Below are 21040 nucleotides of genomic sequence, written 5' to 3'. Positions count from 1 at the left end.
GCTGCTTCTCGACCGCGACCCCCTGGTCGTGCTGCTGGCCCGCGCCGCCCAGGGCGACAAGTCCGCTCAGCAGGCGTTCGGCGCCGCTCGGGCGTTCCGGATCCGCATGGGCGAGCGGCTGACCGAGCACAGCCGCCAGGCCGCCCGCCGGTTGCTCGATCCCCGCTACGACGTCTGACCCCTATGCGGCTGCTGCGCCCCGCCGAGGGGCGCAGCAGCCCGCCAACCGTCCCATCCGACCCCCACCCAGCCAGCCGGCCCCGATCCGGCAGCCCGAGGAGGCACCCCGTGTCCGTTCGCTGCTCCCACTGCTTCCTGCCCGTCGAGGCCGACGGCGACCAGGCCGCCGCCCACGATGCCCCGTACGCCGTCGAGGCATACGGCCAGTGCCGGGGCAGCGGACAGGCCACCGTGTCCGGGCACGCCGTCCCGCCGGTGGTGTGGGGGGTGGAGCCCGGCCGGACCTTCGTGGAGTTGGGGGTGCTCCCCTCCCCGCTCCCCGAGGTCACCCGCGAAGGGTGGACGGTGTCTATCACGGGGGCGCGGTTCACCCACGCGGCATGGTGCATGTGGTGCCGCCGGGCGGTGGAGACGTTCCGTGAGGGCGGGACGATCCGGATCGGTTTCGACCGCCGCGGCCGGTCGTTCGAGGAGTACCGGGCCGGTCCGCTCCCGAAGTTCGACGGCGTGCCGTGCCCGAACGCCGGCTGCGAGAACCGGCGGGTGGGTTCCGGGATGTGGTCGCGCAGCGGCAGCCCGGCGCTGCCGGTTGCGGACGTCCAGAACGTGCAGGGGCGCGAGTGGGAGCGGCTGCGGCGGCGGCTGGGGGTGTGGTCGGTCGACATGTCGCCGGCGGATGTGGCCCGGTTGGCGGCCGCGGCCCGGTAGGGGTGGTGTGCCCGGCCGCGTGGCGTCCGGGCACACCACAAAACGGTGCCATATTGTGGTATGCTTCTCATGTCGGAAGGGGTTGGCGCCCCTCCCGGCCACTCGATCGGAACTTTGGAGGAATCGCCATGGAGCACCAGATTTTCGAGATCGTCGACACCGTCGAGGAGGGCCCGTTCTACTTCGTGGTGGACCTCAACAAGGTCACCCGGTCGTGCTGGTGCAAGCTGGCCGACGAGGACGAGCGCCCCGCCACCCCCTGCCCGCTGGACGAGGAGCGCCGCGCCGAGCAGTTGGGCCGCCTCTCCGGCGCCTTCCGGTCGGTGCTGGAGCGCGGCCAGGAGCAGCCGGAGCCGGTCCGGGCACAGCTGCTGGGGTGGAGCGTCGGGGACTACGTGTCGTGGGATCTGCGCGACGGCGCCGCCACCGTGCGGATCACCGGCATCAGCACCCAGTACGGCCGGTTCTTCACCTACGAGTCGTGGGACGGGCACCGCGAGGGGGTTGACGACTCCGTGTTCATGTCCCTGGAGGAGAAGGTGGCCAACTGGCGGCGCGCGACCGACGAGGAGCGCGAGCGGTTCGACCGGCTGTACCGCCCGGCCCCGCAGAACTGGGACTGATCCCCGCCCGGGGCGGGCCGCCGGCCCGCCCCTCCCCCGTGCCCCGGACGCACCCCGGACAACTGAGGAGAGACCCGTGACCCGCCGACGCAGTGTCCAGCCGGACGCCCAGGCCGCGCCGCTGTTCGATGTCCTGCCGACCCACGCCCGTCCGGCGCGGCCAGTGCCGGGCCCGGTCCCCGCGGCATCCTCGCTGCTGCTGTTGGCGACCTACGAGCAGCCGGAGCAGCCCGCCCGCCGGGCGGACCCGGAGTCCGGCGCCGGGCCGGTGCCGAGTTGGTCGCAGATGACGCCCCGCCAGTTCGGGCACGCCATCACGTCCCACCAGTCCGGGCTGTTCGAGTCCCCCGAGCACGGCGGCCCGGGCGAGACGGCCGCTTTGTTCTAGCCGCACCGAGCGAACGGGGGTGACGCAGCCGCGCCGACTGCGCCGCCCCGACCGACCATCGACCAAGGAGACGAGACCATGCAGACCGTGGAGCAGCCGACCGGCACCGTGGAGACGGCCGAGGAGTTCCGGCCCGCCCCGGGTGCCACCCCCTGGCACGTCCGGGCGGTGGCGCGGGTCATGAGCGGCCTGTGCCCGCCGGCGGCGAGCGGCCGGGACGGGTGGTGGTTGGTCGAGGAGGGCCGGGACGCGGTGGCGGTCCACCGCGCCGCCGGCGGGGAGTTCCAGCGTCCGGAGGCGCCGGGCGCCGAACAGCAGCGGTGGGACGAGGCGTTGCGCGCCGATCGGGCGCACCTGGCCGCCCACGGCATCCCGGTTCTGTTCGCCGAGGGCGACCGGACCGTGGTGCACGTCCCCGCGCCCGACCGCCCGCAGTCCACGGCGACAGCGCGGCGCGTCGGGCCCCCGACCGCTCTCACCACCCGAATCGACTTCGAAGGGTTTCCGGGCATCGGCGGCATGCTGCGCTACCACCCGGGCGACCCGCTCGGCGCCTACGAGGTGGCCGACCACCTGGGCCAGGCTGCGCCCGAACGGTTCACGGAGGCAGCCGAGGCGGTCGCGGCGCTGACCCATCACTACGGCCTGCCCCTCCCCGTGCGAGTCATCCCGCGAAGCAACCCGCACCACGCCACCAATCGAACCTGAAATGTGGTATGCTTCTTTCTGTTGGCAGGCGCGAACGAGGGAGCCTCCACCATGGACCGCCACACGGAGAAGATCAGCGGCAGCGACCACGTCGTCCGAGGCAACGCGGCGGCGAGGCTGGTAGCGGAGTGGGCCGAGGCGGCCGGATGGTCGCAGGCCACGGACCACAACGGGTGCCGCAGCACGGTCGAGAACCTCGCCGTCCGGATCGCAGGATCGGCGGAGGCGTGGGACGGCATCACGCTGATCCGAGCCGAGCAGGAGCTCAAGGTGACCATCCCCCAGCTCGGCGACCGGACGTTCACCTACCGGATGTACAGCAGCCGACGGCTGCGCACCTCCTGACGGGCGCGGCGACGCTGAACTCTGCCTGTTCTGAGCGCTATGGGGGCGTCGACCAGGCGCCCCACCCGGAACATCCACCACGACCGCATCCGCGCACCGCCCCGAGAAGGGAAACCCCGTGCACAACCTGAAGTTCGACCCGTCGACCCCCGAGGGCGCCGAGATCGTCGACCTATTCAACGGCATCAAGGAGTACATCGAGGACGACAGCGGCGGCTGGAACGGCGGCGACGTCGTCGACGCCCTCACCCAGTGGTTCGCCGACCTCGGCATCGACGTGGACGCCGACGCCATCACCACCGACGTCGCCCACCCCGGCACTGACTGATTCCGCCCCGAGCGGCGGCACGTGGCCGGGACCACCCAATCCCCAGGGCCAACGCGCAGCGCGCCGTCCAGGTCATCAACTGCTGGCGCCGCGCACCCGGGCCGGCCGGGCCCATCCGCCCGGCCGGCCGCCCCACCCCGACCGAACCCAGACGAGGAGTCCGCCCATGCCCCCGCACCCCGCAGCCGCTGAAACCCCCGGCGCCGAGGCTGCGCCCTTCCGACCCGCCCCCGGTGCGAAGCCCTGGGACGTCCGGGCCGTGGAGGCGATCATGGCCGAGCGCGCCCCGGCCGTCCCGCACGAAGCGGCCGACGGCTGGCACGCCGTCCCCTGGGACCAGGGGGTGGCCGTCCAGCGGATCATGGGCGGGCACTACCTGCGCCCCTCCCGCGCGGGGCGGGCCCGCGACGAGTGGGACGAGCTGATCCGCGGTGACCGGGAGCACCTGCGCGCCCGCGGCCTGCAGATCGTCAACCCCGGCAGCTCGCAGACCTACGTGCGGGTGCCGGTGCCGTCCGAACCCCAGAGCGTGGCCCGGCTGCGCAGGGTCGGCAGCCCCGAGGAGTTCCGCCGTTCGGTCAGCTTCGACGGCTGGCCGGAGATCGGCGGGACGCTCCGGTTCCTGGCCACCCACGCCAGCGCTCGCTACGAGGCCGCCGACCACGCGGGCGGGGCTGTATGGGTGGGCGACTCCGACGCGGCGGGGGCGGTGAAATGCCTGGCCCGCCACTACGGACTGCCGTTCCCCGTCGCCGTGGTCGACGAAGGCGCCCGCGACCGTTCGTCCCTGCCCGCCAGCTAAGATACGTTGAATCGGCGTTGAATTGTGGTATGCTTCTCATGTCGGGAGGGGTTGGCGCTCCCCCGGCCACTCGACCCACCACCACGGAGGCACACATGTTCCACCCCCACGGTCTGCACTGGATCGGCTGCCCCTGCGACACCTGCCGCTGGGCGCGCACCACGCGGCCGCTCGACCGGGCAAGCTCCACGGATCTCCTGGAACTGATGGCAGGCAACATCCAGACGGGCACCCGGCAGCCGGTGCGCCTGCGGCTGGAGGTCGAGATCGGCCAGGGCGGCCGGTCGCTGCGCGACAGCCGACCGGTGCGCGTGACCGTCCTGGCGGTGGGCGAGGACGGCGAGCCGATCCCGCTGGAGGGCGGCGACCTCGACCCGGCGCTCCTCCCGCTTCTGCTGCGCCCCCTACAGCCCAAGTTCTAGCCGGTCCCCCCGGTGCGCGGCCGCCCGTGGCCGCGCACCGGAGGCCGACCCGCCCACCGGAGGAGTTGGCGCTCCTCCCCCCGCTCGATCCGACCGGCCCCCACCCGGGGCCCCACCCCTTGGAGGCATCCATGCCCCGTGCCATCGCCTGGCCGACCCGCGAGCAGTGGCAGGCCGACGCCGAGCGCGCCGAGCGCACCAGCCGCCGCGCCGCCGACCGCGTCCCCTCCGCCCCAGCCGACTGGCTGCCACCCGCCGAGCTCGCCGAGGCCCGACGCCTGGCCGCCGTCGTCGTCCGCCAGGCCCGCAAGGCGCTGACGGCCGCCGGGAACGCGGCGCACCGCCCGACGCTGAACGAGTACGGCCGAGAGGCGGCGGACGCCGACGTCACGGTGAGCGCGCTCACCTGCGCGTGGCGGTCGATCCTGCGCATCGCCGAGGAACAGGGGGAACTCAGCACCCCCGAGACGGCGCAGCTGCACAAGGTGTACGAGGAACTGACCGACTCGTACTACTCGGGTGCGCAGGCCGCCGAGGACCAGGCCGTCCGCCAGGCCGTGGAGTTCCGGGCCACCGAGGAGGCGTGGCAGCAGGAGCTCGACCGCCGCGCACGGGTGGAGCGCGGCCCCAAGGTCACCACGATCACGGTGCACGCCGACGGGACGTCGACCGTGTCCGACCCGCAGCCCTACCGGCCGCCCGCGTCGCACCGCCGCTTCTGACCGCCCCGCGCCGGGGGCGGCACCCGCCGCCCCCGGCCCCCGCCATCACCCCGAGACGAGGACCCGAGCATGCTCACCCACCACGAGGCCCGCGAGCGCGCCCGCGAGGCCGCCCCGGCCGGCTACCGGCTGCACACCATCACCCAGGCCCGCCCCGGCCGGTTCATCACCCGGTATGTCGACGGCCGCTGGCGCAGCCGACGGGGAATGGTGACCGCCGACGGCGCGAGCGTGGGCCGGGTCGTGTTCGGCCCGAAGTACCGGCGCAGCGACGGCGAGCGGGAGGTTCAGGTCGCAGCCAGGATCCGGGCCGACTACCGGCAGGCCCGGGACCGCGGCGTGATCCCGGCACGCCTGCGCATCTCGGTCCGGTGCGGTTCGGGGTACGGAATCCTGGTGGACGTCTCCGGGTTGACCGACGCCTTCCTGAACGCCGAGCGTCCGGCCGGCTCGCTGTACGGGCGCGAGGCGGCGGCGCTGCTGGAGACGCTGGAGCTGATCTACGACGCGTACCAGCGGGACGGATCGGACAGCTTCCAGGACGGCTACCAGCTGCGCTACTCGGGTCGGGTGCGGCTGCTCAGCGAGGCGCAGCAGGTCGAGCGTGCGCGAGAGCGGGAGGCGAAGCGCAAGAAGACCGCCGGCGGGCGGCCGTCCGGGCGATAGTGGGCGGGTGCAGCGGGGGCCAACACGGCACCAATCAGAGCGCAGTTGTGGTATACTTCTTTATGTCGGAAGGGGTTGGCGCCCCACCCGGCCACTCGATTCACTCACCCAAGGACGGACCCCATGAACATTGCCGTTGTCGACCCCGACGCCCTGCGCACCGAGACCGCTTGGCGCGGGCTCACCCTGCGGACCGCGCTGCTGCGCGCGCTGCGCCCGGCGACGGGCGTGGTGATCGCGGCCGACCCGGAGCAGGAGGCCGACCACCGCGCGCTGCGCGAGCAGCTCAAGGGGAAGGGCGCCCTGGTGCTGACCGAGGAGCTGATGGCCGAGTCGCTGGCGCTGCTCCTGGCCGTCGGCAGCGGGCTGAACGAGGAGGGCCGAACGTTCGCGGAGCGGCAGGCGGCGCAGCACGCCCTGGCGCTGGCCGACCAGCTGGCCGACCCGATGTGCCCGCACGTCTGCCTCACCGTCGCCTGACCGACCGCCGGGGCTGCGCCCGCCCGGCGCAGCCCCGGGATTTCCCTCCTGGCGCTCGACCCCGACCCCACGACACGGAGCCCCACCATGCCCGAGGCCGGCAGCCCGCTCGCCCTGTTCGACGCCCCGCCCGCCAAGCCGAAGCCCCACCTGTTGACCGCCAACAACCGCGACCTGAACCGCGGCGGCGCGAGGAAGATCTACACGTGGACCCTGCCCGCTTGGGTGGTCACCCTGCCTGACGGCCGGCGGGTCAACACCTGCCCGGAGGCGGGCGTGTGCGCGCGGCTGTGTTACGCCACTGCGCCGACCAGTTCCTACCGGCGACTGCCGAACGTGCTGGCCTCCCATCAGCAGAACCTGGCGATGGTGCTGGACACGCCGCGCGATTGGGAGCGCTGGATGACCGAGGAGCTGCGCCAGCCCCGGTTCCGCGATGCCGTCGTCCGGGTGCACGACGCGGGGGACTTCTTCAGCGACCCCTACACCGAGGCGTGGTTGCGCATCATGCGATCAGCCCCGCGCACGCGGTTCTACGCCTACACCAAGGCCGTGGACCGCTTCGCCCGGATCGTGGCCCCGGCCAAGCCGGACAACTTCGAGTACACCCTGAGTCTCGGCGGGCGGGAGGACCACCTGATCGACCTTCAGACCCAGCGGCACGCCGACGTGTTCCCGACGACGGAGCGGCTCGAGGCGGCCGGCTACCTCGACCAGGCCGCATCCGACCTGCTGGCGGTCTCCCCGGATGTGGTGCGGGTAGGCATGGCGGCCAACCCCAACCCGATCACCAGGAAGCGCCAGGGCCCGCACACCTTCGGCGAGCTCCAGGCCGACCGGGACGCCCGGCTTGCCGCCAAGCGGCGGCGGCACTCCCCCAGCGAGGCGACGCCGGAGCCGAATCACACCCCATAACGGCGTCGAAATATGGTATACTTATTCATGCCGGAAGGGGTTGGCGCCCCTTCCGGCCACCCGATCCACCCAGCCCGAGGACGGACCAGATGCCCTACTCCACCGACGACACCCCCGGCATGCGGTACGCGCAGGCCGCCCAGTCCGAGCTCAACAAGGCCGGCGCCGAGCCGGACCGGCCGCACCAGCTGCTGCGCCTGCCCTCGTTCGAGGGCTACCTGGGCGAATGCCCCTGCGGCGAATGGAAGCCCGGGCCGCAGCCGACGTTCGGCGACTTGCTGGCCTCCCTGGCGCAGCACTACAAGGCCGTCGGGTACACCCCGCCGGCGCGCTCCCCCATCGTTCCCGGCGGCCCCACCGGCGAGCTGGAGTGGATTCCCGCCGAGGACGTCAAGGAGGGGATGCGGCTCGCGTGCAGGCTCAGCGACGCGAGCGCCTACCCGACGGTGACCGGCTGGACCGACAAGCACCTCACGCACAGCCCCGGCACCGTGCACCGCCACTTCGAGGTGAGCGGCGCCCCGTGGTGGGTGGACGACGACATGCTCCGGTGCGGGCTCGGTCACCGGGCGAAGATGCTGGTCGTCCGCGAGCGCAGCGCCGAGCGGCAGTAGCCGCCCCGCGGCCGCCCGCGCCGCCGAGCGCGCACGGGCGGCCGCGGCCCACCTCGGGCCGGCGGCCCACCGTCCCCCGCTCGACCGCACCGCAAGGAGAGTCGTGACCGACCAGACCGACCAGGCCTACCGCGCCGAGGGCCCCGGCTACTACGGAATCCCGATCGTGCTGCACGTGCGCGCCGACAGCCGGGAGGACGCGCGCCGCGCGTTCGAGAACCTGCTCAACCCCGACGGCTTCGGCCCGGAGGACTTCGAGCCGACCCTGATGCGCCGCGCCGGAATCCACTACGGCACCTGCGCCTACGACTGGGACGCCAATCCGGGCGAGGTCCCCGCCGAGCAGATCCCCCACCTGTACAACCTTTCCCACCTGCCAAACTAGACTCTAAATGTGGTATGCTTTTACATGCCGGGAGGGGTTGGCGCCCCTCCCGGCCGCCCGATCCGAGCCCGAGGAGCCAGCAGTGACCCAGCCGACCGCCGCCCCGCCCCGCCAGCCCCTGCCCGGCAAACCGATCACCCCCCTCCCCGACCCGCAGTGGTACACCGGCCCGGCCCGGCTACTGCTGGAGGAGGTCCCGCTGCACGGCCGGTACACCCAGCACTACGGCCAGGACGAGGCCGGCTACCCCGTGCGGGAGTTGATCTGGTACGGCAAGCGCGAGGTCACGGGCGTCGAGGTGCGCAACTTCATCAAGAACAGCATGCGCTTCTGGCTCGCCAGCAGCGCCGCAGTCGACGCCGACGGGACCGTCTACTACCGGCAGGGCGACCACCACAACGCGGTCATGTTCGTCCCCGACCCGCAGTCCGGCACGGTCGTCAACCGGCCGCACCACCAGATCCCCGAAGGCGCCTACCTGGTCACCGGCCCCGACGACACCCCCCGACCGTGGCGGGCGTTCGGCCTGCGCCAGGCCGTGGAACGCGCACTGCAGCCGGGCCCATTCGACTGGCCGCAGGGCTGGGCACTGCTGATGCCGGACGGCGCGGTCCGCTTCGCCCCCTGCGGCACCCCTTGGAGCCAGGCCGTGTACACGGCGCAGCCGGCCCAGGAGCCGGAGGCGTGGGGGCCCGAGTGCATCCGGTGCCGTCGGGTTGCGACCGAGCACGACCCGACGCGCGCCTGGGGCGGGTGCTCGCCCAAGGAGATGACCACCACCGCCTGACGACCCGGCGGGGCGGCACCCCGCCCCGCCGACCGGAAGGCCCCGGATCGAACGCCACCCCTCATGCGACACACAAATGTGGTATTCTTTTTCTTGTCGATGGGGGTTGGCGCCCTCACCGGCCGCCCGATCCGCATCCCGCCCCAGGAGGCCGCCTTGTCCGCGAACGCCCTTCCCGACACCCCGAACCCGGCCGAGATCGTCGGCGCGGCCGCGCCGGTGATCGCCGTCGCCCTTGGCGCGCTGCCGATCGGCGCGTTCACCCCGGGCCGGATCACCTTCTCGTTCATCCGCAGCGGAGTCGTCGCCACCGTGCGCAGCGCCGACATCGGCCCCCTGTTCCTCCAGGAGATCGCGGCCGTCCTCACGGAGACCTTCGTGAGCGCCGGGTGGGGCCACGGCGGGTGGGAGCGGAACGGCAGCAGCGCCGCCATCCGGTTCCGGCACCCCTCGACCCTGACGCGGACCGACATCCCGACCGGCTGACGACCCGCCAACGCTGGACCGCCCCGCCACCGAGCGGCGCGCCACCGCGCGCGCCGCCCGGCCCACCGAGACCCGGAGAGCACCGATATGTCCACCGCACACCAGCCGTTCACCTACACCGGCGAGACCGACCCCTACCGCTCCGGCGGCGACGTCTTCCCCGGCCCGCACGTCCGCAACGCGGCCGTCCTCGGTATCGAGGCGGTCAGCATCCCCTCGCCGTCCGGCGACGGAACGACCCTTCCCCGCCCGGCGGTGCGCCTCACCCTGGCCAGCACCGCCGACCGTGGCCCCCGGGAGGTGCAGGCCACGGGGTGGGGCACCCCGGCCGACTGGCGGCTGCACCCGGCCCACCTGCCCAACACGGCCCGGGCCCGGCTGGTCACCGACGCACTGACCGCCGTCGGCATCCCCGCCAGGACGGAGGCGGTCGGCCACGAGCTGTACTGCACGGCGGTCGACCTGACCACCCGCTCCGGTCTGCGCACCCTGTACGTCGGCATGGAGGACACCCTGGTCTGGGAGCTGCTGAACGACGACCCCGACAGCGCCCAGCCCGGCGGCGTCTGGCGGGACACCTTCCCCGACGACGCCCCCGGCCTGGTCCGCCGCTTCGCCCGCAGGGCCCGGGCGACGTTCGCCGGCATCACGCCCGATGGGGCGTGAGGGTGCGGGGTCTGCCGGGCAGGTGACGCGACAAACGCCATCACTAACACCTCAAATGTGGTATGCTTATTTATGTCGGAGAGGGGTTGGCGCCCCTCCCCGACCACCCGATCCGCCGACCCCGCAGGAGCGCCTGTGTCCGAGACCCTTTTCACCGCCGAGGACCCGCTGGAGGAGGCCCTGGCCCGGGCCGCGACCGCACGCGGAATCTCCTTCCACTTCGACGGACACCTCACGCTCGACCGGATGGTGGTCAAACTGCCGGACGAGAGCGAGATCTGGATCTGCGATGTGAACGGCGAGCTCGACGGAACCCTGTCCGACTACACGGGGCTGCAGGCCGTGCTGCGCAGCGGCCCGGAACGGCGGACCACGCTCCCAGTGCACCAGTCGCCCGAGCTCGGGATGGAGGCTCGCGGCCTCGACGCCTGGCGGCAAGAGGTCACGGTGCTACTGGACGCCGTGCAGCAGCGCATCCGCGAGGTCAGCGCCGACTGGTACACGGCAACAGCGGTAGCGGCGCTGATCGGCCGCGGGTGGACCGTCGACCCGGCGCACCCCGCCGACGGGGACGGCCGGATCCTGCGGCACGGCGACGGTTCCGCGCTCCGGACCCACCGTCGCGCCAACCGCCGTGGGCGGGCCCGTGTGTCGGTCACCGGCCTCTACCCGGACACGCTCCGTCCGTTCGGCCCGAAGGAGCACGCGGTCGTGTCCGTCGCGGCCGGGCGCGCCCCCGAGGTCCTGGCATGGCAGGTCTTCCGCCATCTGCTGCCCCGCTACCGGTCCGTCAGGTCCGCGATCATGGAGTTCAACGCCGAGCGGCAACGCGAACTCGACTTGCGGACGCGGCTGGCCGCTCGGGTCGGCGAGCTGCTCCCGGAGGTCGACCGGCACCGCGGGGACGAGGACGTACGGACCCTGTCCGGCTACGTCCCGGGGGTCGGCGAGGACGTCGCGGTCCGCGTCTCACTCTTCGACAACGGCCTGGTGGACCTGCATTTCGATGACCTCCCCGGGCCCTGGGCGGTCGCCCTTCTCGGGACGCTGGCCGGTCTGCGCACCCTGCAGGACTGACGCCAAATGGCGGCCTGTCCGCCCCGGCACGGGGCGGACAGGCCCACACCCGCGCCGCCGGGCGACCGCCCGGCGCTTCCCACACTCTCCGGAAGGGACACCCCCGATGAACCGACGCCCGCACGCCGGCGCCGACCAGGACGCGCTGTTCGACCTCACTCCGCCCGCGGCGGACGGGCCACCGGGGCCGACCGTCGGCGGCAGCTGCGTGTGCGGCGCAGCGATCGAACGACCCCTGAACGGGCCGCGGCCGGCCTGCACGCACCCGGAGCGGGTCACGGCTCGAGCGGCCGCACGGGAGTGGGCGGCCAGCCGGTGCTCCCTGCGGATGGCGGAGAACTTCGCGTCGTGGTTCGTCGAGGCCAGCCCGCCTGGCGCCGGCGAGTTCGCCGTGGCGTACGAGCAGTGGCGCGCGGTCATGGGCCGCTGGTTCGACCACTACGAAGCCCAGGAGCGCGGCGGCTGATCGGACTGACACCAGCATGCCCCCAATCAAGACTTGAATGTGGTAAGCTTCTTTCTGTCGGCAGGGGTTGGCGCCCCTCCGGCCACTCGACCCGCCCCCGACGGAGGACACGACCGTGCCCGCGACGACCAAGCCCCGCCCGAACCGCATCCAGTTCCTGCAGAACCTGATCGACCACCCGCGCACCTCCCCCGAGGAGCGTGCCGCTGCCGAGCGCGCCCTGGCTCGCGTCCGCGCCGCCGAGGCCGCCGCAGGCGACAGCGCCGAGCGGCAGGGAGGAGCCCGGCCGAACGGGTTGCCGATGTGGTACGGCGAGAAGTACGACCGCAAGCTGACGGTCACCGAGATTGCCGCGCTGATCCGGCAGGACATCAAGCTGGCCCGCAAGCTGGCCGCGAAGGCCGGCCCCGACGACGGCCCCGGCACCGTCAAGCTGCCCAACCCCATCGGCGACGCGCCGGCCGGGGTCAAGTTCTCCGTCCGCTCCCGCCATGGGAACGCGATCGACATCACGGTGCAGAACACGGACCCGGCATGGGCGTGGACCACCAAGGACCACAACGGCCACCCGGTGAAGGTCCCGACGGAGACGATGCGGACCCTGGCCGTCGAGTTGAAGACGCTCGGGAACGCGTACAACTTCGACGGCAGCGACATCACCACGGACTACTTCCACCGGAACTACTACCTGTCGCTGCGGATCGAGTCGACGGACGGCTACTGGGGCAACGCCTAGGCGCGGTGTGGGTGCTGCGGACTCTCCGCAGCACCCACACCGCAAAACAGACTCCACATGTGGTATGCTTTTTACGTCAGCAGGGGTTGGCGCCCCTCCGGCCACCCGATCCCACCCGCCCCCGACGGAGGCTCGCATCATGCCCACCACGACGAAGACCAAAGCCCGCCCGACCCGCATCAAGTACCTGCAGGGCCTGATCGCCCACGAGCGCACCTCGCCCGAGGAGCGCGCCGCGGCCGAACGCGCCCTCACCCGCGTGCTGGCCGCACAGAAGGCCGCCGACGACGAGGGCGAGAAGCGCGGCGGGGGATGGGCGAGCCTGCCGATCTGGTACGGGCAGAAGTACGACGGCCGGCTCTCGACCACCGAGATTGCCGCGCTGATCCGGCAGGACATCAAGCTGGCCCGCAAGCTCGCCGCGAAGGCCGGCCCCGACGACGGCCCCGGCACCGTCAAGCTGCCCAACGCCATCGGCGACGCGCCGGCCGGGGTCAAGTTCTCGGTCCGGCGGGAGTACTTCTCGGGCGGCAGCGCCGTGCGGATGACGGTCAAGGTCCCCGACGCCGAATGGGCGTGGACGATCAAGGACGACCGCGGATACCCCCGGAAGGTCGCGACGGAGCCGATGAACGCCCTGGCCGACGAGCTGCGGGCACTCGCGAACGCCTACAACTTCGACGGCAGCGACATCGCCACGGACTACTTCCACGTGAACTACTACCTGTCGCTGGACGTGGAGGCGCCGGATGGCTCGCGCCTGTGCCTGTAGCGCCGGGCATCGGCGTGGGTGGGCAGGCCGGTTCAGCCTGCCTGCCCATGCCACAAAGCAAGACTCATATGTGGTATGCTTCTCATGTCGGCGGGGGTTGGCGCCCCTGCCGCCCACCGATCCGGCCCAAGGAGCCCCCGTGCTGAACTCCCGCGACACAGAACCGACCCCGGCCATGAACGACTCGCTCCTGACCGCCCTCACTTCCCAGGGTCACGCAGTGCACGGCAACCCGGCCACGGTGGCGGGGCTGGTGCGGCGCGGCCTGGCCCAGCCGCTCACTGACGGGCAGTCACCCAGCTTCCGACTCACCGAGGCGGGTCGCCTCGCCGCGTCGGAGATCGCCCGCGCAGCGCACGGGGCCGCGTACAGCCAGGTCTGGGCGGACGCGCTAGCGGAGGCCCGGCGCCTGCTGCGCCTGGGCGACGACGAGCGCACCCAACCCGCCCGGCAGATCCTGACCTGGCCCGCGACGCGCGAAACCTCGACGGACGCGGGCGTCAAGGACGCTGAGCGCGCCCAGCGATGGATGGCTCGAGCGATCCTGGCCGGCGCGACGTGCCGCCGCCTGGACCCGGAGGGGCGGCGCGTGGAGTGCGTCCACCTGACAGGCATTGCCAACGAGTTCATCGCGGCCGACCACGACCCGGCCGGCACCGGCGGCGCGGAATCGAGCAAGGTCACCGCTCGGCAGGACTGAGCAGCGGAACAGAAACACTCACAAACAGCGCTTAAATGCGGTATACTTCTTCATGCCGGAAGGGGTTGGCGCCCCTTCCGGCCCTCGATCCATCACGACCACGGAGTGCCTTCATGAACCCGTCCGCCTTCTTCGAGCCCGGCCGCACATACGCACGCGCCGACGACCCCACGGCGATCGCCCAGATCTTCCGTTGCGACACGGTGTCCTGCCATCCCGTGACGCGCGAACCGCACGCCCACGGCTTCATCACCCGGGCCGACGACGCCGCCGAGTGGGAGAGCACCTCCCTGACGGCCTTCGCCTGGGGGCGCGGCTGGGAGGACGTGACGCCGGAGCCCGCCGAGCCGGACACTGACGACGCCCCCGACAACCCGGCCTTCTCCGACGGGGCGTTCGAGGAGATCGCCAGGGAGCTGCAGGAGGCCGGGCCGATCTGGCCAGGTGAGCTGGTGATGTACCACGGCGAGCACCGCGAGTACCGGGCCCTGTACCTGGCCGACGTGTGCGAGTGCGAGAAGTGCGACAAGGACGACGTCCAGTACGTCCTGCTCAGCCAGGACGGCATTCCCGTGCTGCGCAACGTGCGACGCGAGGCGATCACCCCCGCGCGCATCGCCTGAGCGGCGCTCGCACACCACGGGGCCGGTGCCCGGCGCGCCCGCCGCCCGGGACCGGCCCCGCCGAACTTGAGGAGTCGCCATGGCCGACCGCATCACCCTGCGCTTCAATCTCTCCGCCGTTCTCGCCCTGGCGGAGCACGCCGCCACCGCCAGCGCCCACCAGGGGTATGGCGGGCTCCCGCCCGTCCCGGCCCTGGTCTGGGCGCGGATGAACGGAACGTTCCTCACGTCGAACGGCCGCCCGAGCGAGCTGCCGGACATCTACGCCGAGGGCCGGGGCCCGGGAACGGGCGAGGCTCTCGCCGAGACGCCCGTCGGTGGCGACGACTTCGGGCAGATGATCCCGGTCGACAGCCCCGTCGAGCTGGCCGATGGCCGTACGGCCACCCTGCTGGAGTGGCTGCGCGAGAGCCACGGGCGAAGTGGTCGCGGCCGCCGCTTCCTTCTGGAGGTCACCGCGGATTCGCTCGGCTTCGCGGTCGAGTAGCCAAGCGATCCCGGCCGACCGACGCGGCCGGCCGGGATCCGCACACTCCCAAGCAAGCCTCATATATGGTATGCTTCTCTATGTCGGAAGGGGTTGGCGCCCCGCCCGGCCACTCGATCACCCACCACTCACGCCCTGGAGGGCATCCGTGATCACCAGCACCACCGAGACCCCGAACAACACCGAGCCCAAGTCGCTGACCATCCGACACACCTGGGAGGACGGCACCGTCCTCGAAGGCTCCAGCAAGGGCGACGGCGCCTACGAGATCGCCCGCGGCGCCGGCTTCACGTGGATGCGGTCGGTCCAGCTGATCGCCCTGCGCCGCTCCCGCGACAGCCGCGCCGACATGTACCGAATCAACCGCGCCAAGACCCTCCTGGAGGCCACCGGCCGGTTCACCGTCACCATCGAGGTCGACGACACCCAGACGCGCAGCTTCGCCGACGCCGAGCAGGAGCGCTACGAGCGGGCCGCCGGCCGAGCCGAGCGGCACGAGGAGCTCAGCGGCAACGCGGCGGCCCGGTCGGGCGCCGCCTACCAGGCCGCCCGCGCCATCGGCGACGGCATCCCGTCCGGTCAGCCGGTCCTGGTGGGGCACCACCGCGAGCGGCGCCACCGGCGCGACCTGGAGCGCATCGACAACGGGATGCGGCGCAGCATCGCCGAGAAGGGCAAGGCGGAGTACCACGCGGACCGGGCGGCAGCCGCGGCCGGGTACGAGGAGTACCGCCGGGACCCGGGGCGGACGTTGCGCCGGATCAAGGAGCTTGAGGCCGCCCTGCGGCGCAACGCGCGCAACCTGGCGGGCACGGGCTCGTCGGGCTGGAACCCGGACAAGTACCCGGAGCAGCGTGCGCAGCTGGAGGCCCGCCGGGCCGAGATCACGGAGCAGCTGGAGTACTGGCGGGGTGTGGTGAAGGCGGCCGAGGAAGCCGGCTTCAAGGTCTGGGGGTCCGACGACTTCGCGCCTGGCGACTTCCTGAAGTCGCGGGGCGAGTGGTACGAGGTGCTGAAGGTCAACGCGAAGTCGCTGACGGGGCCGCACATCCACAACGACGGGCCGGTCGTCACGAAGGTCGGCGCCCGCCTCGACTGGACGTGGAACTTCCCCTACGACGACATCCAGGGCCGCAAGAGCGGCGAGGAGATGGCGCGGCTTCTCGCCGAGGCGCTGGGCCTGCAGATCGCGAAGGTCTCGGAGTCGCTCGCGGGCGTCGATCTGGAGCGGCAGCCGGAGGAGCACCAGCGGTGGACCGCCCGCCGCGATGACCTCACGCGCCAGCGGGAGCACTGGGCCGTGGTCATCGAGGAGGCCGAGGCCCGCCGCGAGCGGACATGGGAGAAGGGCGACTTCGTCCGGGGTGACTTCCTGCGCCACAAGGGCCGGTGGTTCGAGGTGGTGCGGGTGAACGCGAAGACCGTCACCGTCCCGCACCCGGACAACCCGGGGCTGGTGGTGGACCGGTCGGCGGCCGACAGCCGGACGGCAGCGGCCCCGTACTCCGAGATCACCGGCCGCATGTCGGCTGCGGAGATGGCCACCCACCTCGCCGGGCAGCGGGAGGGGGGAGAACACGGCGCGGCCGACGTCGACACCGAGTAGCAGAGGTCTGACCGGGGGCCGGATTGCGAGTCCGGCCCCCGGGCGGTGGCGTTCGAACAGACCAGACGTACAGGAAGGCATCACAGTGAGCGTGAGGACAGACGCCCGGCTCGACTTCGGCTTCGCGCTGGGGGGTGACGAGAGCGGGTGGCAGGTCGCCGAGGTCGACGCGTACGGCGCGCTCCTCGCGGACTGGGCCAGGGTGGACGACGGCACGCCCCTGGAGGAGGCCGGCGAGCGGGTCCTTCTCGCCGCGGCCGGATTCGCCCCGGACCCTGCGACCGGCGGCTCCCGATGGCGGCAGCAGGAGGAGGCGTTGCAGCGCCAGGGCGTGCGGATCGTCGTTCATGGGCACGTGGACTTCCCGAGCTACGTGCTCGCTGCGCACTCGATCGAGGCGGAGCGCGGCCACTGGGCAGCGGTGGACTTCGCCGAACTCGAGGCGCGGGCGCGCGCCGAGGACTGGGCCGGCCGGCTGCGCGCCGCGCTGGCCGCGCTCGGCCTGACCCCTGCGCAGGCATACCCGGCGTGGCTGCTGGCCCCCTGCACCGACTACCGCTGACCGGGGGCAGGGCGGCGCCAGGGAGAGGCCGGGCACCGTCCTTGGGGCCGGGGTGGACGTGGCGGGCGAACCACTTCCTGCCCACCTCCTGCCCCACCGTCGGCGGCACGGCCGAACGCAGCAACGGCGGGCCCGGAACGCGCGGATAGGAGTTCTGCCCTGGTGCGCGGCACCGGGGCGCGGGCACCGCCATGGTGTGTCGGCCGGCCTGCGGGAGCGGCTCGCGGCTCAGCCCCTCGCCGGCGCGGATACCCGATGGTCGGAGATTCTGTCTTCACCTGCGGAATTGACACCCCAACACGCGCATTCAGCTCTCAAATGTGGTAGAGTTCTTTCTGTCGGAAGGGGTTGGCGCTCCTCCGGCCACTCGATTCAACGACCTCGAAGGACATGCATCGCCATGAGCGCGACCATCATCGAGAACCCGCCCGCCGACGCGGAGCAGGAGACCACCACCGAGCTGCAGCCCACCGCTCCGGACCCGGCCGCCGATGCCGAGGGGGGTCTGACGCACGCGATCGGCGAGCTGGAGTGGCACTACCCCGAGGACCTGGTCCTCGACGCGTACAACCACCGCAAGCAGATCGACACCGAGCCGGACGCGACCCTGAAGGCGTCCGTGCGGGACATCGGCGTCCAGGAGCCGGTCGGCGCTCGACCGCAGGCCGACGGAAAGATCGGCATCTTCAAGGGTCAGCGCCGCTGGAAGGCGCAGCTCGCGGCCAACCGCGAGGCCGACCGAAAGAAGAAGCCGCGCCGCAAGATCCCCGTCCTGGTGCGCCGGGACCTGGCCGGGGTCGACGACGACACCCTGGTGCTCTCCATGATCGAGAACATGCAGCGGGTGCAGTCCTCGCAGCGGGACGTGGCCGATGGGCTCACCCAGCTCGCCCTGATGGACATCCCGGCTGGCCAGCGGGCCAAGCACGCCCGCCGACTCGGGTACAAGCCCGCCGAGATCGCCGCCGCCCAGCGCGCCAGCGGTCTCAAGGACGAGAACCTCAGCAAGTACTCCACCGCCGGGTGGGACTTCGTGGAGATGGCCGACCTGGCCGAGGTCGAGGAACTGGGCTGGGACGCCGAGCGGGCGCTGAGCGAGGCCCGGCGCGCGGATGCGCGCAGCGGCAACAAGTCGCGCGGCAACTGGGAGCAGGCGATGGCGCGGCTGCGCCGGGACCTGGAGGAGAAGCGCAGGCGCGCGGCGCTGGTCGCGGAGCTGGAGGCGGCCGGAGTCGCGGTGGTCCACTACGCCTCGTGGGACCGCAACAGCCGGGTTCGGCCGCTGTCGCACCTGGTGACTCCGGCCGGGAAGAAGATGACCCCGAAGGCGCACGCGGAGCTGTGCCCGGACCACGCCGCCTACATCGACCACGACAAGATCCGCCCGGTGTACGCCTGCAAGGACTGGTCCGGCAACGGCCACACCCTCTCGCCGGAGGAGGCTGCCAAGAACCCGGTGGAGGACAAGGAGGCGGCGAAGGCCAACGCGCGGCGTGTCCGCGAGGGCAACGCGGCGTGGCGGGCCGCCCGGGACGCGCGGCGGGCCTTCCTGATCCGGCTGATCAACCCGGGCAAGGACGGGCCCAAGGAGGTCTCGGACGCCGCGTGGTCGTGGATCATGCTCGCCACGTCCGGCAACACCCGCTGGTTCGCCCGCTACTACGGGTCGTCGCGGCGGCTGGATGAGCTGGCCGTGCTGCTGAAGACCGAAGCGCCCAAGACCACCTACCCGCGCGACGAGGAGCCGTTCGCCCACGTGGTCAAGCGGCGCGGGCGTCCGGGCCGACCGTTCATCCTGCTCGCCCAGGTCGCGGCTGCGTTCGAGCGGGAGGAGATGCATGACATGAAGTGGCGGAACCCGGACGACGCCGCCGCTGGCTGGCTGGAGTTCCTGGCCGGTGAGGGCTACACCCTGGCCGCGTGCGAGCAGGAGCTGATCGCCGAGGTGACGGCGAAGCAGCAGGAGGCCGCCGCGAAGGCCAAGAAGAGTGACGAGGAGGCCGAGAAGGAGCTGGACGCGGCGCTCGCCGACGCAGCCGCCGAATCCGGGGAGCTGCTGGACGCCGAGGACGACGACCAGGGCGCGGACGGCGGAGAGCTGGAGGAGGACGTGTCCGACGACGATGACCCGCTGGAGGTGCAGGCCGGAGGCGCGTCCGCCGAGCACCCCGCCGCCGGGGCTGCGACCGAGGAGGACGCTCCCGGCCAGGAGGACGACGGACCGGGGGCGCTGGCCGCCTGACGGGTGCGGGCGCGGTCCCCTGGGGCCGCGCCCAGCCCGGGGGCCGGAAAGTCAGCGAGCGGCAGACCGCCCACCCCGGAGGGTGGCCACCGTTTCCGGGGGCGTTGGCGCGCTCAGTCTGCCGCTCTCACTCGATCCAAACCACCACCGCCGGGGTCGAAGACCACCGAACAGAGGGCTGGAGTCGCTTCTGAGTGTAGCGGGCGTAGTCCGGCCGAATGCAAGCCGCCAGCCGAGCCTCCGGGGTCGGCCGGCCCCCGTGAACCATCCCGAGATCGGAGCCCCACCATGAATCACCTGGACCTGACGGCGAAGCAGAGCGAGGCCCTGCGCTTCGCCGTCTTCAACGAGGGGCACCGGGTCGACGCGCAGCCCCGTGTGCGCAACGACCTGGTGCGCCTGGAGCTGGGGGAGCGTTTGCGCCCCGGTGACCCGCGCTCGATCGTGCGGCTGAGCGAGCGGGGGCTGGCCGTCGCCGAGCACCTCGCGGCGGAACGGATCGCCGCGAACCTCGCTGTCGGCGGTCCGTCGCGGCCGGCAGACGAGGAGCTGGGGATCTGCCCGGGCCAGGGGGCACGGCTCAACGTCCGGGCCTGTGCCCTGGTGCTGACGGCCGCCGGCTGCGCGCCGTTGGTGGATCCGGAGGGCGGGGGAGTGGGGTTTCGCCTGTCGGTGCCGCAGTTGCCTCGGACGGTGTCGGTGGACGTGCTCCCCGTCGCGTTCCTCGGGGCCCGACCGGTCGGCGGGTGGCCGGCGTTCGTCGACACAGCGGAGGCGGTGGAGGCCGAGGCCGAGCTGGCCGCGGCTGTCACCGCCGCCCTGCAGGCGCAGCGGTGGCAGGTGGCCGAGGAGCGGTCCGGCGGAAGGGTGCGCTGGTTGCGCGCGCGGCCGTGGGGATCCCGTTGACGGCGACCTGGGCACCCCACATCCTCAATCAGGCCCATAATGTGGTATGCTTATCATGTCGGTAGGGGTTGGCGCCCCGGCCGGCCACTCGATCGCCCGAGCCTTCGAAGAGTCCCCTGTGCCAGCCTTCGCGCCTGCCCTCGCGGCCCATGTCCTGTCACCCCCTTCGCCGGATGACCAGGTCCTGCTGAGCCTCGGCCTGGGTGCCGACTCGGCGCTCATCCTGCTGCGGCTGCTCGCCGATCCGGTCGGCCACGGCTTGCGCGAGGATCTGTCGAACCTGACCGTCGTAACCTCCATGACGGGGGACGAGTGGTCGGACACGATCGAGCTGGCCCGCCTCCACCTATTGCCCCTGATGGCAGAGAAGGGTGTCCGCTACGTCCAGGTCGCCCGCGGCGGCCGGCGGGACGCGGACGGGTACGTGGTTCTCTCCGACACCCGCCATCCTGTCGACATCGAGCCGGCCGGACCCTGGACGCTGTCGGACGAGTTGCGCGCCTCGGGCACGCTGCCCATGTACAGCGGGGGCAAGCACATCTGGTGTGTTAACTGCACTAATCGCTTCTGATCATGGAGCGAGACGATCCCTATCTGCAAGGAACGTTGTGCAGCAAGACCTCCACCGCCAGCTGATC

General features: G+C 72.3%; 29 protein-coding genes. All 29 read left to right on the top strand.

Annotated elements, in window-relative coordinates; translation table 11 throughout:
- Positions 1–288 precede the first annotated feature (288 nt).
- The 29 genes from IE98_RS0139085 to IE98_RS43810 all read left to right on the top strand — a co-directional run bounded on the left by IE98_RS0139085 (position 289) and on the right by IE98_RS43810 (position 20973).
- On the top strand, positions 289–888 hold the full coding sequence (locus IE98_RS0139085) for a hypothetical protein (protein WP_030277185.1): 600 nt from the start codon (positions 289–291) through the stop codon (positions 886–888).
- 128 nt (positions 889–1016) lie between these two features.
- Positions 1017–1511 (top strand): hypothetical protein, encoded by a 495-nt coding sequence (locus IE98_RS0139080; protein WP_030277184.1) that lies wholly within the window; start codon positions 1017–1019, stop codon positions 1509–1511.
- 76 nt (positions 1512–1587) lie between these two features.
- Positions 1588–1899 (top strand): hypothetical protein, encoded by a 312-nt coding sequence (locus tag IE98_RS0139075; RefSeq protein ID WP_030277180.1) that lies wholly within the window; start codon positions 1588–1590, stop codon positions 1897–1899.
- Between the two features lie 78 nt (positions 1900–1977).
- A complete protein-coding gene (locus tag IE98_RS0139070; protein WP_030277178.1) occupies positions 1978–2607 on the top strand; it encodes a hypothetical protein in 630 nt (209 codons plus the stop codon).
- Positions 2608–2658: 51 nt separating this feature from the next.
- Positions 2659–2952, top strand: a complete 294-nt coding sequence (locus IE98_RS0139065; protein ID WP_030277176.1) for a hypothetical protein — start codon at positions 2659–2661, stop codon at positions 2950–2952.
- Positions 2953–3070: 118 nt separating this feature from the next.
- Positions 3071–3280, top strand: coding sequence for a hypothetical protein (locus tag IE98_RS0139060; RefSeq protein ID WP_030277174.1), 210 nt, complete (start codon positions 3071–3073; stop codon positions 3278–3280).
- Between the two features lie 166 nt (positions 3281–3446).
- Positions 3447–4082, top strand: coding sequence for a hypothetical protein (locus IE98_RS0139055; RefSeq protein ID WP_030277172.1), 636 nt, complete (start codon positions 3447–3449; stop codon positions 4080–4082).
- Between the two features lie 95 nt (positions 4083–4177).
- Positions 4178–4504: a hypothetical protein gene (locus tag IE98_RS0139050; RefSeq protein ID WP_030277170.1), complete on the top strand. Its 327-nt coding sequence runs from the start codon at positions 4178–4180 to the stop codon at positions 4502–4504.
- Positions 4505–4635: 131 nt separating this feature from the next.
- Positions 4636–5226, top strand: a complete 591-nt coding sequence (locus IE98_RS0139045) for a hypothetical protein (protein ID WP_030277169.1) — start codon at positions 4636–4638, stop codon at positions 5224–5226.
- Between the two features lie 69 nt (positions 5227–5295).
- Positions 5296–5892 (top strand): hypothetical protein, encoded by a 597-nt coding sequence (locus IE98_RS0139040; protein WP_030277167.1) that lies wholly within the window; start codon positions 5296–5298, stop codon positions 5890–5892.
- Positions 5893–6015: 123 nt separating this feature from the next.
- Complete coding sequence (locus tag IE98_RS0139035; RefSeq protein ID WP_030277165.1) at positions 6016–6372, top strand: hypothetical protein; 357 nt, start codon at positions 6016–6018, stop codon at positions 6370–6372.
- Positions 6373–6459: 87 nt separating this feature from the next.
- Complete coding sequence (locus IE98_RS0139030; RefSeq protein ID WP_159401199.1) at positions 6460–7287, top strand: GP88 family protein; 828 nt, start codon at positions 6460–6462, stop codon at positions 7285–7287.
- An 89-nt stretch (positions 7288–7376) separates the two neighbouring features.
- The gene (locus tag IE98_RS0139025) at positions 7377–7901 is read left to right on the top strand and encodes a hypothetical protein (protein WP_030277157.1); all 525 of its coding nucleotides are present in this window, start codon (positions 7377–7379) and stop codon (positions 7899–7901) included.
- Positions 7902–8004: 103 nt separating this feature from the next.
- On the top strand, positions 8005–8286 hold the full coding sequence (locus IE98_RS0139020; RefSeq protein WP_030277155.1) for a hypothetical protein: 282 nt from the start codon (positions 8005–8007) through the stop codon (positions 8284–8286).
- Between the two features lie 82 nt (positions 8287–8368).
- Positions 8369–9073 carry a hypothetical protein gene (locus IE98_RS0139015; protein WP_030277149.1) on the top strand — a complete coding sequence of 235 codons (705 nt, stop codon included), beginning with the start codon at positions 8369–8371 and terminating at the stop codon, positions 9071–9073.
- A 156-nt stretch (positions 9074–9229) separates the two neighbouring features.
- Entirely contained in the window at positions 9230–9559 is a 330-nt protein-coding gene (locus tag IE98_RS0139010) for a hypothetical protein (RefSeq protein ID WP_159401198.1), read from the top strand.
- 87 nt (positions 9560–9646) lie between these two features.
- Positions 9647–10225, top strand: coding sequence for a hypothetical protein (locus IE98_RS0139005; protein WP_030277147.1), 579 nt, complete (start codon positions 9647–9649; stop codon positions 10223–10225).
- Positions 10226–10360: 135 nt separating this feature from the next.
- Positions 10361–11302 (top strand): hypothetical protein, encoded by a 942-nt coding sequence (locus IE98_RS0139000; protein WP_030277146.1) that lies wholly within the window; start codon positions 10361–10363, stop codon positions 11300–11302.
- Between the two features lie 106 nt (positions 11303–11408).
- Positions 11409–11768 (top strand): hypothetical protein, encoded by a 360-nt coding sequence (locus IE98_RS0138995; RefSeq protein ID WP_030277145.1) that lies wholly within the window; start codon positions 11409–11411, stop codon positions 11766–11768.
- Positions 11769–11883: 115 nt separating this feature from the next.
- Complete coding sequence (locus IE98_RS0138990) at positions 11884–12504, top strand: hypothetical protein (RefSeq protein ID WP_030277144.1); 621 nt, start codon at positions 11884–11886, stop codon at positions 12502–12504.
- 139 nt (positions 12505–12643) lie between these two features.
- Positions 12644–13276, top strand: coding sequence for a hypothetical protein (locus IE98_RS0138985; RefSeq protein WP_052391539.1), 633 nt, complete (start codon positions 12644–12646; stop codon positions 13274–13276).
- Between the two features lie 139 nt (positions 13277–13415).
- The gene (locus IE98_RS0138975; RefSeq protein WP_052391538.1) at positions 13416–13976 is read left to right on the top strand and encodes a hypothetical protein; all 561 of its coding nucleotides are present in this window, start codon (positions 13416–13418) and stop codon (positions 13974–13976) included.
- A gap of 113 nt (positions 13977–14089) precedes the next feature.
- Entirely contained in the window at positions 14090–14599 is a 510-nt protein-coding gene (locus tag IE98_RS0138970) for a hypothetical protein (RefSeq protein ID WP_030277139.1), read from the top strand.
- A 79-nt stretch (positions 14600–14678) separates the two neighbouring features.
- Positions 14679–15086, top strand: coding sequence for a hypothetical protein (locus IE98_RS49770; RefSeq protein WP_030277138.1), 408 nt, complete (start codon positions 14679–14681; stop codon positions 15084–15086).
- Between the two features lie 148 nt (positions 15087–15234).
- A complete protein-coding gene (locus IE98_RS0138960; protein ID WP_052391537.1) occupies positions 15235–16692 on the top strand; it encodes a DUF3560 domain-containing protein in 1458 nt (485 codons plus the stop codon).
- Positions 16693–16783: 91 nt separating this feature from the next.
- The gene (locus IE98_RS0138955) at positions 16784–17254 is read left to right on the top strand and encodes a hypothetical protein (RefSeq protein WP_159401197.1); all 471 of its coding nucleotides are present in this window, start codon (positions 16784–16786) and stop codon (positions 17252–17254) included.
- Positions 17255–17654: 400 nt separating this feature from the next.
- Positions 17655–19496, top strand: coding sequence for a ParB/RepB/Spo0J family partition protein (locus IE98_RS0138950; RefSeq protein WP_052391536.1), 1842 nt, complete (start codon positions 17655–17657; stop codon positions 19494–19496).
- A gap of 288 nt (positions 19497–19784) precedes the next feature.
- The gene (locus IE98_RS0138945; protein WP_030277134.1) at positions 19785–20402 is read left to right on the top strand and encodes a hypothetical protein; all 618 of its coding nucleotides are present in this window, start codon (positions 19785–19787) and stop codon (positions 20400–20402) included.
- 118 nt (positions 20403–20520) lie between these two features.
- Positions 20521–20973 (top strand): hypothetical protein, encoded by a 453-nt coding sequence (locus IE98_RS43810; RefSeq protein ID WP_159401196.1) that lies wholly within the window; start codon positions 20521–20523, stop codon positions 20971–20973.
- The last annotated feature ends 67 nt before the right edge of the window (positions 20974–21040 follow it).

Source organism: Streptomyces sp. NRRL B-24484, from assembly GCF_000717715.1.
Lineage (GTDB): Bacteria > Actinomycetota > Actinomycetes > Streptomycetales > Streptomycetaceae > Kitasatospora.
The sequence above is the reverse complement of the archived record's forward strand: the minus strand, read 5'-3'. Positions and strand labels throughout refer to the sequence as shown.